This window comes from Actinoplanes sp. NPDC000266, from assembly GCF_042899005.1.
GTDB lineage: Bacteria > Actinomycetota > Actinomycetes > Mycobacteriales > Micromonosporaceae > Actinoplanes.
In genome coordinates, this window is record NZ_JBIAZI010000009.1 from 95,581 (window position 1) to 108,240 (window position 12,660).

Here is a 12,660-nt window from a genome sequence, read left to right on the forward strand (position 1 = left end):
CTGTCAGTTCCTCCTTCGCCGGAGGTTCCGCCGGCTCGCCTTCCGCGGGCGGCCCGGCGGGCTCGATCTCTGGGAGCGGCCTCGCCGGTTCACCCTTCGCGGGCGGCCTCGCCGGTTCACCCTTCGCAGGTGGGCCCGCCGGTTCATCGTCCGGAGGAGGCCCTGATGGCTCCACTCACGGAGGCGGTCCCGCCGGCTCATCCTCTGGGAGTGGCCCCGCCGGCTCCACTCCCGGTGGCTCATCCTCCGCAGGTGGCGCTGTGGGTTCGCCCTCTGTGGGTGGGTCCTCTGGTTCGCCGTCGGGGGGTGGCTCGGCCGGCTCGCCCTCGGTGCCCGGGCCGTCCCGGCCCGCGTCGACCCCGCCGGGGCCGATCGGGTCGTCGTCGCCGTCGGTGGGGGGCGCGGCGACGTACCGGCTGCGTTATCCCGCGACCCTGGTCGCCGTGCCGATCGGGGACACCGGACCGCAGAGCCTGAACCTGGACGAGCCGAAGATCGTCGACGACGGCCCGGTGCGGATCACGGCGTCCCCGAACAGCGGCGACTCGCTCCTGAACAGCGGCGGCGGCGTGCGGGCGGCGATGATCCCGGCGGCCGACGTGACACCCGGCGACTGCGCCCAGGCGATCGAGGAGACGCCGGGCTCGCAGTTGCCGCTGCGCGAGGACCGGACGTACTGCCTCATGACTGCCGGCCCCGAGCCGCAACGGACCCTGGTTCGCCTGAACGTCGAGCAGCCTGGGCAGGACGGCGAGCTCCTTCTGCGGATCAAGGCTTGGGACGCCCTGCCGTGAAACCCAGGGCTTGGCCGCCAGCACCCCGACAAGCGCGCTGAAACAGGGGGGAGGCGTCGGCGGCCAACGAGGTGGCGCGATACGCGGAAAGGCAGTTGGCGGGCTGCTCGGAGCGGTCGCCAGGAGGGTTATCCACGGTTTGCCTGTGGATAACCCTGTGGACAAGGGTGTGGGGCTGTGGATAACTGTGTGGATTGGGTGGGGAGCGGGGTGTGGTCAGCGCTGCCAGTCGTGCTTGGCCGCGCGGATCAGACGGTCCTTCAGCTCGCGGGTGTGGCGGCGGCTCACCGGGAGTTCCACGCCGTCGATGTTCACCACGTAGCCCGACGGGGTCAGGCGTAGCTCGGCTATCAGGCGGATCTGCACCAGGAAAGAGCGGTGGATGCGGACGAACCCGGCGTCGGCCCAGCGGTCGGCCAGGGTGGCCAGGGAGACGCGGACCAGGTGGGAGGCGTCCGAGGTGTGCAGGCGGGCGTAGTCGCCCTGTGCCTCGACCCAGCGGACCGATGATCGGGGCAGCATGCGGGTGGTGCCGGCCAGCTCGACCGGGATGGCCGGCTCGTCGGCGGGCTGGGCCGGAGCAGCCGCGGGAACCGTGCGCAGGCCGGCCACGCGGCGGAGGGACTCGCCCAGGCGTTCGGCCCGGACCGGCTTGCGGACGTAGTCGGTGACGCCCAGGTCGAAGGCGTCGACGGCGCCGTCGTCGTAGGCCGTGACGAAGACGATGGCGGGTGGGCGGGCGAAGCGGCGCAGGATGCGGGCCAGCTCCATGCCGTCGAGGCCGGGCATGCGGATGTCCAGGAAGACCGCGTCGACCTCGGTGTCGCGCAGCACGCGCAGCGCCTCGGTGGCGTCGCCGGCGCGGTGCACGTGTGCCACCCGGCCGTCGGCGTTCAGCAGGTAGGCCAGCTCGTCGAGGGCGGGTGGCTCGTCGTCGACGGCCAGCACGACAAGGCTCACGCTCGTACTCCCGGGTGGAACTTCGGCACTCGCATGCTCACCTTCGTCCCGGCGCCGGGCGCGGTCTCCACGACCAGGCCGAAGTGGTCGCCGAAGACCGAGCGCAGGCGCTCGTCAACATTTGCCAGGCCCACGTGCTGCCCGTCGTCGGTCTCGGGCCCGCCCGCCGCGAAGACCTCCGGATCCATGCCGACGCCGTCGTCCTCGACCGTGATGTGACATTCGGCACCGGCGTCCTGTGCCTCGATGCTCACCATACCGACGCCCGGCTTACGGGACAGACCGTGGCGGACGGCGTTCTCCACGAGCGGCTGCAGGCACAGGAAGGGCAGTCCGACGGGTAGGACCTCGGGGGCGATCTGGAGGCGTACCTGAAGCCTGTCTCCGAACCTCGCTCTTTCGATCGTCAGATAGCGGTCGATGGAGCGCAGCTCCTCGGCCAGGGTGGTGAAGTCGCCGTGGGCCCGGAAGGAGTAGCGGGTGAACTCGGCGAACTCGAGGATCAGCTCACGGGCGCGCTCCGGGTCGGTGCGCACGAACGAGGCGATCGCGGTCAGCGCGTTGTAGATGAAGTGCGGGCTGATCTGGGCCCGCAGCGCCCGCACCTCGGCCCGGGCCAGGCGCTCGCGGGACGACTCGAGCTCGGCCAGCGCGATCTGGGTGGCGGCCCAGCGGGCGGTCTCCAGGGTCGCCTGGACCAGCCCGGGCGCGGGGTGGTCGTCGGCCACCGCGACCAGGGCGGCCGCGGCCCGGCCGTCGGGTCCGGAGAGCGGGGCGACGACGGCGCCGCGGACCACGCAGTCGACGCGGTCGCAGGGCAGGTCGGCGGCGGCCAGCACGACCGAGCGGTGGGTGTCGAGGGCGCGGGTGGCGGCGGCGGTGAACTGCTCGGAGTGGTGGCTGCCGCGGCCGTCGAAGGCGAGGCAGCGGTCGCCGTCGGCGATGGTCAGGCCGGCCGCGCCGACCAGGGCGCGCAGGTGGCGGGCGGCCTTGCCGGCCGAGGCGGGGCTCAAGCCGGCGCGTAGCGGCTCGGCGGCCAGGGCGGCGGTGTGGAGTACGTCGTAGGTGGCCCGCTGCATGGCGGTGGCGATGCCGCGGCGGGCCCGGAGCCGGATCACGGCGAGGACGGCGGCGGCCAGGGCGGCGAGCACAGCAACGACCGCGAGCACGCTTCCGACCTGAGCCACGAGCAGATATTGACGGCTACGGGTCGTTTCGTCCAATGGTCATACCGTGTTGGCAGGGTGCCAATTGGGATTACCGGCCGGTAACACCGCGATCAACAATCGATCTACATCGATACACGTGCGACACCCCACACCCCAGGGAGTGCTCCATGAAGAGACTCGCGCTGATCGCCGCGGTCGTCCTCGCCGTCGCCGCGCCGGCCGCACCCGCTCAAGCCGCCAACCCCTACGAGCGCGGACCGGCCCCCACCACCGCCAGCATCGAGGCGAGCCGCGGATCGTTCGCCATCGCCCAGGTCACCGTGGCCCGCTCGTCGGTCAGCGGCTTCGGCGGCGGCACGATCTACTACCCCACCAGCACCGCGTCGGGCACCTTCGGAGCGGTCGCGATCTCGCCCGGATTCACCGCGTCGCAGTCGAGCGTGTCGTGGCTCGGGCCGCGGCTGGCCTCGCAGGGCTTCGTGGTGATCACCATCGACACCAACAGCACGCTCGACCAGCCCGACAGCCGGGGCACGCAGCTGCTGGCCGCGCTCGACTATCTGACCGGGCAGAGCTCGGTCCGCACCCGGATCGACGCCACCCGGCTCGGCGTGATGGGGCACTCGATGGGTGGCGGCGGCAGCCTCTCGGCCTCGCGGACCCGGCCCTCGCTGCAGGCGGCCGTGCCGCTGACTCCCTGGCACGGCACCAAGAGCTGGAGCACCGACCGGGTTCCGACGATGATCATCGGGGCCGAGAACGACACGGTGGCGCCGGTCAGCTCACACTCCGAGCCGTTCTACACGAGCATGACGTCGGCGCCGGACAAGGCGTACCTGGAACTCAACAACGCCAGCCACTCGGCGCCGACCTCGACGAACGTGACCGTGGCGAAGTACTCGCTGTCGTGGCTCAAGCGCTTCATCGACAACGACACCCGCTACGACCAGTTCCTGTGCCCGGCCCCGTCCGGATCAACGATCCAGGAGTACCGGGCCACCTGCCCGCATGCTTAATAAGCGCCCTTGCGCTTGAGCACGACCCAGATCGTTCGCCAGAGGATGCTGAGGTCGTACGTCAGGGACCAGTTGTCGACGTAGTACAGGTCCAGGCGTACGGCCTCGTCCCATGAAAGATCGGAACGGCCGGAGACCTGCCACAGGCCGGTGATGCCCGGCCGGACCAGCAGGCGGCGGCGGACGTCGCCCAGATAGTCGCCGTCGTCGGCCGGCAGCGGGCGCGGGCCCACCAGCGACATCTCGCCCTTCAGCACGTTGATCAGCTGGGGCAGCTCGTCGAGCGACGTGGCCCGCAGCTTGGCGCCGAAGGCGAAGATCCGGGGGTCGTTCTTCATCTTGAAGAGCATGCCGTCGGACTCGTTGAGCTCTTCCAGCGTGCGCTTGCGCTCTTCCGCGTCGACGTACATCGTCCGGAATTTCCAGACCCGGAACGTGCGGCCCTCGTGGCCGACGCGAGGCTGGCGGAAGAAGACCGGGCCCGGGTCGGACAGCCGGATGCCGATCGCGATGATCAGCAGGATCGGGCTGAGCAGCAGCAGGCCGAGGCCGGCGGCGACCCGGTCGATCAGGTTCTTGATCAGCCAGCCGGGGCCGGAGAGGGTCGGCTCCTCGACGTGCAGCAGCGGCAGGCCCTCGATCGGGCGGATGTGCACCCGGGGGCCGGCGATGTCGGTGAGCTGCGGCGCGACCACCAGGTCGACGCCCGTGCCCTCGAGCTGCCAGGCCAGGCGGCGCAGCTCACCCGGCTCGGCGCTGGCCGAGCCGCAGACCGCGATGGTGTCGGCGCCGACCTCACGCACCAGCGCGAGCACGTCGCGGGCCGCGTAGACCGGCACCGGAGTCTCTATGCCGCGGGCGGCGGCGTAACCGTCGGTGATGTGGATCGCGACCGGGATCAGGCCGGCGGCGGGACTGCGGGTCACCGCCGTGTAGACCTCGAGCGCCTCGGGCAGGGTGCCGACCAGGATCATCCGGTGGGCGCCGTGCCCGGTGCGCCGCCGGGCGAAATGGAGCACCTGGCGGGCCAGCACGCGGTCGAGCAGCAGGAACAGCACCGCGCTGAGCGAGACCAGGGCGACCGTGCCACGCGAGAGCTGGGTCTTGGTGGCGAACGCCAGCAGCGACACGCAGGCCACGACGGTGACCGAGGTGCGGACGATGCGTTTGAACTCTTCGCTGCCCAGGCCCAGGTAGCGGCGGTCGTACGTGCCGTTGGCCCAGAGCAGGATCAGCCAGCCGAGCGGCAGCACCAGGTACGCGAAGAAGTAGAAGAGCTCGGCGCCGTGCAGGAACCCGAGCGACCGCTCCTGGAAGCCGGACTTCGCCTTCTCGAGGTACGTCGCGGCGAGGTAGCTCGCCGACAACACCGCGAGAAGATCGAGGAAGACCAGGACCGCCGTGTACGGGCGGTGCCAGCGCGACAGGCGCTTGTGCTGCCGGGTCCAGGCCGATCGGGGTACGCCGTTGCTCGGCGGCGGCTCCTGCTGCCACTCGAAGCTGTCGTACGGCACGGGTCTGCTCCGGCTGCTGTCGGTAACTGGGCGATGCAGGCTAGCGGTCACCTCGCCTACGTCCTCCCGCATCCGGAAAAGATTACGCACCGCCACGGGATTCGAGGGCAGCCGCGACTCCGGGGCTTGCTCGAACGTGTGACGCTCACGTTGGACCGGGCCACTATACCGATGGATCGGGCGGAAAGAAGCGGACGTTCAGGCCGCTTTCCCACTCCTGTACGCAGGGTGACCGTTGCGGCGCTAACGGATCAACTTGGACAGGCGTCGGTCGGCGAGAGGCTTGCCTCCGGTCTGGCAGGTCGCACAGTACTGGAGGCTCTTGTCGGCGAACGACACCTCCCGCACCGTGTCGCCGCAGACCGGGCAGGGCAGCCCGGTGCGCGCGTGCACCCGCATGCCGGCCCGCTTCTCGCCCTTGAGCTCGGCCGCCCGCTGGCCGACCGAGCGCGCCACCGCGTCGGTCTCGACCTCGCGCATCGCCTCGTAGAGCGTGGTGATCTGCTCGTCGGTCAGCTTGCCGGTGAGCGCGAAGGGCGACATCTTCGCCACGTGCAGGATCTCGTCGGAGTACGCGTTGCCGATGCCGGCCAGCACCTCCTGGTCGACGAGCACGCCCTTGACCTGGCCGTTGCGCCCTCGGACGCGCTCGGCGAACTCGTCGCGCGAGACGGCCAGCGCGTCGGGGCCGAGCCGCGACACGCCCGGCACCTCGGCCGGGTCGCGCACCAGGTAGGCCGCGAGGGATTTCTGGGTGCCGGCCTCGGTCAGGTCGAAGCCGGAGCCGTCGTCGAGGCGTACCCGGAGAGCGATGGGACCGCTGCCCGGCTTGAGCGGGGCCGGCGACTTGAAGGCGTCGCGGTAGTGCAGCCAGCCGGCGCGGGCCAGGTGGATCACCAGATGGATCTCCGGGCCCAGGCCGATGTCGAGGAACTTGCCGTGCCGTCCGGCGGAGGTGATCTCCAGGCCGTTGACGGCGGTGGCGGGCGGGTCGTACGTCTTCAGGGCGCTGAACGACGAGACCTCGAAGCGCTGCACGGTGTGGCCGACCGCGCGCTCACGCAGATAGGCCGCGAGCGCCTCGACCTCAGGGAGTTCGGGCACGGCATCAACGGTAGCGTTTCCGAGCGTGAAGGTCGTCGTTGCGCACAACCGGTATCGAGAAGCGATGCCGTCCGGTGAGAACGTCATCGTGGACACCGAGATCGGCCAGCTCCGCGCGGCCGGGGCCGAGGTGATCCCGTTCCAGCGCAGCTCCGACTCGATCGGTGAGCTGCCCCTGGCCGAGAAGGCGCTGCTGCCGCTCTCGCCGATCTACGGGCGGGCCGCCCAGCGCGATCTGGCCCAGCTCCTCGAGGCGGAACGGCCGGATGTGCTTCATCTGCACAACCCGTACCCCCTGCTCTCGCCCTGGGTCGTCCGGACCGCGCACAAGCACGGGGTCCCGGTGGTGCAGACCGTGCACAACTACCGCCAGGTCTGCTCGTCCGGGCTGTACTTCCGCGACGGGCACAACTGCCAGGACTGCCGGGGCAAGATCATCGGTTGGCCGGCCGTGCAGCACAAGTGCTACCGGGGCTCGTCGGCGCAGAGCGCGTTGATGGCGACCACGCTCGCCGTGCACCGGCCGACGTGGCGTTCGGTCGACCGGTACATCGCGCTCACCGACCGGATCGCCGCGCATCTGCGCGACTACGGCATCGCGGACGACCGGATCGTGATCAAGCCGAACGGCCTGCCCGACCCGGGCGAGCCCGAGCCGCTGGGCGAGGGGTTCCTCTACGGCGCCCGGCTCTCCCCCGAGAAGGGCCTGGGCCTGCTGCTCGACGCCTGGCAGCGGCATCCGGACGGTTCGCTGGGCACGCTGCGCATCGCCGGCGACGGGGAGTTGCGCCCCTTAGCCGAGCGGGTGTCATCGGAGCGGAATGATGTCGAATATCTCGGCATTCTCGACAAATCGGGCATGGAGGCGATGCGCCGCGCCTCGGCGGTGGTGATCGCGACGCCGACCTGGAACGACGTGCTCCCGACGGTGATCCTGGAGGCGCTGTCGGCCGGCCGGCCGGTGCTGGGCACCGAGGTCGGCGGCATCCCCTATCTGGTCGGTGACACCGGCTGGGTCGTGCCGCCCGAGCCGGAGGCGATCGCGGCCGCGCTGCCGCTGGCCCGCGACGAGGCCCCGGCCCGGGCCAAGGCGGCCCGCGAGCGCTATCTGAACCACTTCCACCCGAACGTGCTCACCGCCCGGCTCCTGGAGATCTACGCCGGACTCTCAGCGAACTCCGAGCGCTCGCCGAGGTAGAAGGCGCGCCGGCCGGGGAAGGCTCGGTCGGTGACGACCCGAAGAAACCTCCTGATCGGCGCGGGCGCGGCCGCGCTCACCGGAGTCGCCGGCGGCGGCTTCGGTTACGCGATCGGCACGCCCGCGGCTTCGGTGACGCCTTCCCCAGGCGGCGCCACGCCGAAATACTCCTCCCGTCCCGACTTCCAGAACATCGCCGACATCACGATCACGACCCCGGCGTCCGGGACGGCGCCGGGCCACCTGCTGTTCAGCCCGGCCTCCGGCACGAGCCTGTGGGGACCGCTGATGGTCGACGAGACCGGCTCGCCGGTCTGGTTCCGGCAGACGCCGCCGCCGGCCACCGTGTCGATCGACTTCAAGGTGCAGCGGTACCGGAAGCAGCCGGTGCTCACCTGGTGGGAGGGCACCATCGGCGGCACCGGCGGTCAGGGGGTCGGTCAGGGCGAGTTCGTGATCGCCGACCGGTCGTACCGGGAGATCACCCGGGTCCGCGCGGCCGGGACCGAGCAGGCCGACCAGCACGACCTGATCATCACGCCGCAGGACACGGCGCTCTTCTGGGTGTACGACCCGAAGGCGTACGACCTGACGTCGGTCGGCGGCCCGAAGGACGGGGTCCTGCACGACGGCGTGATCCAGGAGATCGACATCGCCACCGGGCGGAAGCTGTTCGAGTGGCGGTCCAGCGACCACGTCGGCGTGGACGAGTCGTACGCGCCGCTGCCGCAGGGCGATTCCGCCCACCTGCCCTACGACTACTTCCACGCGAACTCGGTGGGCCTGGCCGCCGACGGGGATCTGATCGTCTCGGCCCGGCACACCTGGGCCGTCTACAAGATCGACCGGAAGACCGGCGCCGTCCGCTGGCGGATCGGCGGCAAGAAGTCCGACTTCGCGGTCGACGAGCGGACAAATTTCGCCTGGCAGCACGACTTCCGGCAGCGCCGGGACGGCTCGTGGAGCGTCTTCGACAACGGGGCCGGAGTGACCAAGGTCCGCGACTACTCGCGCGGCGTCGTGTTCACAGTGGATGAAGACGCCAAGAAGACGGCATTCGTCGCGGAATATGTGCACCCCGACCGGATCTCGGCGCCGACGCAGGGCAACTTCCGGGAGCTCGCCGACGGCGGCTCCTTCATCGGATGGGGCCAGATGCCGCATTTCACCGAGCACAACGCGGACGGCTCGGTGCGGTTCGCCGGCCACATCCCGCTCGACAACCAGTCGTACCGCGCCTACAAGGCCGAGTGGGACGCCGATCCGCTCGACCGCCCGGCGCTCGGCCTGCGCGCCGACGGCGGCAACGTGATCGTCTCGGCCAGCTGGAACGGCGCCACCGCGGTCGCGAGGTGGCGGGCCCGCTGGGGCGCCCAGCCCGACGTGCTCACCGGCGGCACGATCGAGGCGCCCCGGTCCGGCTTCGAGACCACACTCACGGTTCCGGGCACTCCGGAGTACGTCGTGGCGGAGGCACTCGACGAGAAGGGCGCTCTCCTGGGCGTCTCGTCGGCGATCCCGGTCCGTGTTTGACAGTGATGGCTAATCGCGTTAGCTTTTAGCTAACGGACTTAGCCACTGCTGGAGGTTGTCATGTTTGTCGAAGTCGAGGGCGGCACCATCGCGTACGAGGTGACCGGTGAAGGTCCGCTGGTCGTCCTGGCCCACGGCATGGGCAACAGTCGGGACGCGTACCGGTTCGTCGTCCCGAAGCTGGTCGAGGCCGGATATCGGGTGGCCGCGGTCGACATCCGCGGCGCGGGCGAGTCGAGCGCCGTCTGGCCGTCGTACACCCGCACCGACATCGCCGGCGACCTGATCGCGGTGATCCGCCACCTGGGCGGCCCGGCCGTGCTCGTCGGCCACTCGATCTCGGGCGGCGCCGCCACCATCGCCGCGGCGAAGGCGCCCGAGCTGATCGTGGGGGTCGTCGAGCTCGGCCCGTTCACCCGCAAGCAGTCGATCAGCCTGGGCGGCCTGCGCGTGAAGCGGTACCGCACCGGCATGATCAGGCTGCTCGCCGCCGGCATCCTGGGCAGCACGAAGTGGTGGCACCGCTACCTCGACGTGGCCTACCCCGGCCGCAAGCCGGCGGACTGGCCGGCCCAGCTCGACCGCAGCGCGGCCATGCTGGCCGAGCCGGGCCGGATGAAGGCGCTGCAGAAGATGGGCCAGTCGACGCCGGCCGACGCGGGCGCCCAGCTGGCCAACGTCAAGGTTCCCGCCCTGATCATCCAGGGCACCCTCGACCCCGACTGGGCCGACCCCCGAGCCGAGGGCGAGGCCATCGTGGCCACCATGCCCAACGCCCAGCTGGCCATGATCGAGGGCGCGGGCCACTATCCCCACACCCAGTTCCCCGACGAGGTGGTGGCGCTCATGCTCCCGTTCCTCCGGGACCACACCCACGCTTAGATTTCCGGCGCCGGCTCTTTCGGAGGTACGGGGTCAGCAAGAGGCCCCCGCCGTAATAGCCGGGCCGTCGTTGGCCACGCCCTCACGCCGCCGCCGGGCTGTGCTGCCGGGTCACGCCGGCCTCCGGCCGGCGACAACCCCGCTGACCGCCCCGCACTGAACCTCGAACACCCCCGGCATGCCGTCGACCGCCGGCGAGTGCCTCTCGACCTCGTCCCGCAGCGCCGGAGGCCACGCCGTGGGCCACGCGCCGTACCCACGTCTTGGGCCATTCCACGACGTCCCATTCGCGGTAGGCAGCGATCATCGCCTCCTGGGCCACGTCGGCGGCCAGGCACGGGGCCGCGCCAGGCGCCGGCCTGTGCGAAGGTCAACGTTCCGGTGACCGGGCCGGCCATCGCCGCGATGGTCAGGATCGTCGCCCAGCGCAACGGCAGCGGGTCGGGTGACGGCGTTGTCATGTCCGCGTGCCCCTCTCGTTCGTGTCCACAGGGATAGTGGTTTCGAGAGGGCCGGCCGTTCAGTCGGGTCACTCGTCCGTGGACAGGCCCAGCTTTTCCAGGGCCCGGGCGAAGCCGTCGTCGGCGGCTGACGCGGTGGTGAAGGTGGCGGCCGCCCGTACGGCCGGGTGTCCGTTGGCCATGGCCACCGACTGGCCGCAGCAGGCGAACATCGCCAGGTCGTTCGGCATGTCGCCGAAGGCGACAGCGTCCGACGGGTGCACGCCCAGCAAGCCTAGGGCGCGGCGCGTGCCGGAGGCCTTGTCGACGCCGAGAGGTCCGATGTCGACCAGGTGGTCCGCCGAGTACGTCACGTTCAGTCTCGTGGTGAAGCCGGCCTCGGCCAGCCGCGTGACCATCTCGTCGGAGGTCAGCGTCGCGTGGCGGAAGACGGCACCGTAGGCCGGCCGGTCGGCGAGAGCGTCCAGCGAAACCGACCGCCACGGCTCGCGAGGTGTGTGGCCGCGCAGGCGCAGGTACGACGGCGTCATCTTCCACGCGTCGACGCCGAACACCGACATGCCCACCCCGGGCAGCGCGCGGGCGAAGTCGATCAGGGAGCGCAGCTCCTCCGTGGCGATGACCTCCTCCCACAGCGTCGCGCCGGTCGCCGGGTTCCAGCCCAGGGCGCCGCCGTTGCTCACGGCGAGTGCGAGGCGGTCCGCGAAACGGCCCAGGCGTCGCACGCCGGCCGGGGTGCGGGCCGTGACCGCGATCAGGGGGACGGTCAGGCGGCTCACCGCGGTCAGGGTGACCGGGGTGATCACGTCGCCGGTGGGGACGGCCGTGCCGTCGAGGTCGGTGACGACCGCGCGGATCGTCATGAGACCGGGTTGAGCAGGACCTGAGGGCCGGTGCCGTCGGAGGCGAGGCGGTCGCCGGGGTTGATCAGCTTGCAGCGGTTCAGGGACAGGCAGCCGCAGCCTATGCAGCCGCTCAGCTGGTCGCGGAGACGTTCCATCAGGGCGATCTTCTCGTCCAGGCGGTGGCGCCAGTGGGCGGACAGCTTGGCCCAGTCCGCTTTGGTCGGTGTCCTGTTCTCCGGAAGGTCGGCCAAAGCCGTTCTTATCTCTTCCAGCGAGACGCCGACCTGCTGCGCGATGCGGATGAACGCGACCCGCCTCAGCTCGGCGCGGTCGTAACGGCGCTGGTTGCCGCCGGTGCGGGTGGAGCGGATCAGGCCCTCGCGCTCGTAGTAGCGCAGGGCCGAGGGCGCCACGCCGCTGCGAGCCGCGAAGTCGCCTATGGTCAGGGTCTCCATGAGGGTCCTTGAGTTGAAGTGAACTTCAACTTGCAGCCTATCCTCATGACCGTCACCGCGATGCACACCGACCGGCTCCGTCCGCTGTTGCGGCGGCTGACCGGCGACGAGAAGCACGCGCCGAGCGCACACTCGACGCTGGACGTCCTCTGGGTCCTCTACGACCGCGTGCTGCGGGTGAGCCCGGAGACCGCCGACGATCCCGGCCGCGACCGGTTCCTGCTCTCCAAGGGCCACGGGCCGGCCGCCTACTACGCCGTGCTGGCCGCCAAGGGCTTCATCCCGGAATCGGCGCTCGACGATCTCGGCGGATGGGACAGCCCGCTCGGCCACCATCCGGACCGCGTGCGCATTCCGGGTGTCGAGGTCGGCACCGGCTCGCTCGGGCACGGCCTGGGTCTGGCCGTCGGCACCGCGCTGGGCCTGCGGGCGCAGGGCTTCACCACCACGCGGACCTTCGTGCTGGCCGGCGACGCCGAGCTGGACGAGGGCTCCAACCACGAGGCCATCGCGTACGCCGGCGCGACCCGCCTGCCGCTGACCGCCATCGTGATCGACAACCAGTCGTCCACCCACGGCTGGCCCGGCGGGATCGCCGCCCGGTTCATCGGCTGGGACGTCGCGATCGTCGACGGGCACGACCACAGCGAGCTGGAATGCGCCCTTCAGAAGACGCACGAAAGCCCGAATCTCATCATCGCGACGGTCGAGAAGAAGGGGAGCTGAAAG

At 70.8% G+C, this 12,660-nt stretch carries 12 protein-coding genes; 6 read left to right on the forward strand and 6 right to left on the reverse strand.

All coding sequences use genetic code 11. The features are described 5' to 3' along the window. Positions 1–260: 260 nt before the first annotated feature. Complete coding sequence (locus tag ACFY36_RS33605) at positions 261–794, forward strand: hypothetical protein (protein WP_499749942.1); 534 nt, start codon at positions 261–263, stop codon at positions 792–794. A 216-nt stretch (positions 795–1,010) separates the two neighbouring features. On the opposite strand, the gene ACFY36_RS33610 is transcribed toward ACFY36_RS33605, so the two are convergent. Together ACFY36_RS33610 and ACFY36_RS33615 are read right to left on the reverse strand one after the other, a co-directional pair. Next, entirely contained in the window at positions 1,011–1,754 is a 744-nt protein-coding gene (locus ACFY36_RS33610) for a LytR/AlgR family response regulator transcription factor (protein ID WP_499749943.1), read from the reverse strand. After that, positions 1,751–2,941, reverse strand: a complete 1,191-nt coding sequence (locus tag ACFY36_RS33615; RefSeq protein ID WP_499749944.1) for a histidine kinase — start codon at positions 2,939–2,941, stop codon at positions 1,751–1,753. The genes ACFY36_RS33610 and ACFY36_RS33615 overlap by 4 nt, the downstream gene beginning before the upstream one ends. Before the next feature lie 149 nt (positions 2,942–3,090). Here ACFY36_RS33615 and ACFY36_RS33620 point away from each other — a divergent pair, with 149 nt between their 5' ends. Then, positions 3,091–3,939: a poly(ethylene terephthalate) hydrolase family protein gene (locus ACFY36_RS33620; protein WP_499749945.1), complete on the forward strand. Its 849-nt coding sequence runs from the start codon at positions 3,091–3,093 to the stop codon at positions 3,937–3,939. Here the strand turns inward: ACFY36_RS33620 and ACFY36_RS33625 are convergent. Together ACFY36_RS33625 and ACFY36_RS33630 are read right to left on the reverse strand one after the other, a co-directional pair. Next, the gene (locus ACFY36_RS33625; protein ID WP_499749946.1) at positions 3,936–5,525 is read right to left on the reverse strand and encodes a sugar transferase; all 1,590 of its coding nucleotides are present in this window, start codon (positions 5,523–5,525) and stop codon (positions 3,936–3,938) included. The two genes, ACFY36_RS33620 and ACFY36_RS33625, sit on opposite strands and share 4 nt — an antisense overlap. A gap of 171 nt (positions 5,526–5,696) precedes the next feature. After that, complete coding sequence (locus tag ACFY36_RS33630) at positions 5,697–6,557, reverse strand: Fpg/Nei family DNA glycosylase (protein ID WP_499749947.1); 861 nt, start codon at positions 6,555–6,557, stop codon at positions 5,697–5,699. A gap of 25 nt (positions 6,558–6,582) precedes the next feature. Here ACFY36_RS33630 and ACFY36_RS33635 point away from each other — a divergent pair, with 25 nt between their 5' ends. Genes ACFY36_RS33635 through ACFY36_RS33645 form a run of 3 tightly spaced genes read left to right on the forward strand, consistent with a single transcriptional unit; the run spans position 6,583 to position 10,170 of the window. After that, the gene (locus ACFY36_RS33635; RefSeq protein ID WP_499749948.1) at positions 6,583–7,755 is read left to right on the forward strand and encodes a glycosyltransferase family 4 protein; all 1,173 of its coding nucleotides are present in this window, start codon (positions 6,583–6,585) and stop codon (positions 7,753–7,755) included. A 30-nt stretch (positions 7,756–7,785) separates the two neighbouring features. Next, complete coding sequence (locus tag ACFY36_RS33640) at positions 7,786–9,288, forward strand: arylsulfotransferase family protein (protein ID WP_499749949.1); 1,503 nt, start codon at positions 7,786–7,788, stop codon at positions 9,286–9,288. Between the two features lie 60 nt (positions 9,289–9,348). Then, positions 9,349–10,170: an alpha/beta fold hydrolase gene (locus tag ACFY36_RS33645; protein WP_499749950.1), complete on the forward strand. Its 822-nt coding sequence runs from the start codon at positions 9,349–9,351 to the stop codon at positions 10,168–10,170. Between the two features lie 529 nt (positions 10,171–10,699). On the opposite strand, the gene ACFY36_RS33650 is transcribed toward ACFY36_RS33645, so the two are convergent. After that, complete coding sequence (locus ACFY36_RS33650; RefSeq protein ID WP_499749951.1) at positions 10,700–11,494, reverse strand: HAD family hydrolase; 795 nt, start codon at positions 11,492–11,494, stop codon at positions 10,700–10,702. Beyond that, complete coding sequence (gene soxR, locus ACFY36_RS33655) at positions 11,491–11,931, reverse strand: redox-sensitive transcriptional activator SoxR (RefSeq protein WP_499749952.1); 441 nt, start codon at positions 11,929–11,931, stop codon at positions 11,491–11,493. The genes ACFY36_RS33650 and soxR overlap by 4 nt, the downstream gene beginning before the upstream one ends. 45 nt (positions 11,932–11,976) lie before the next feature. Between soxR and ACFY36_RS33660 the strand changes: the two genes are divergently transcribed. Then, positions 11,977–12,657: a thiamine pyrophosphate-binding protein gene (locus ACFY36_RS33660; protein ID WP_499749953.1), complete on the forward strand. Its 681-nt coding sequence runs from the start codon at positions 11,977–11,979 to the stop codon at positions 12,655–12,657. Positions 12,658–12,660: the final 3 nt, after the last annotated feature.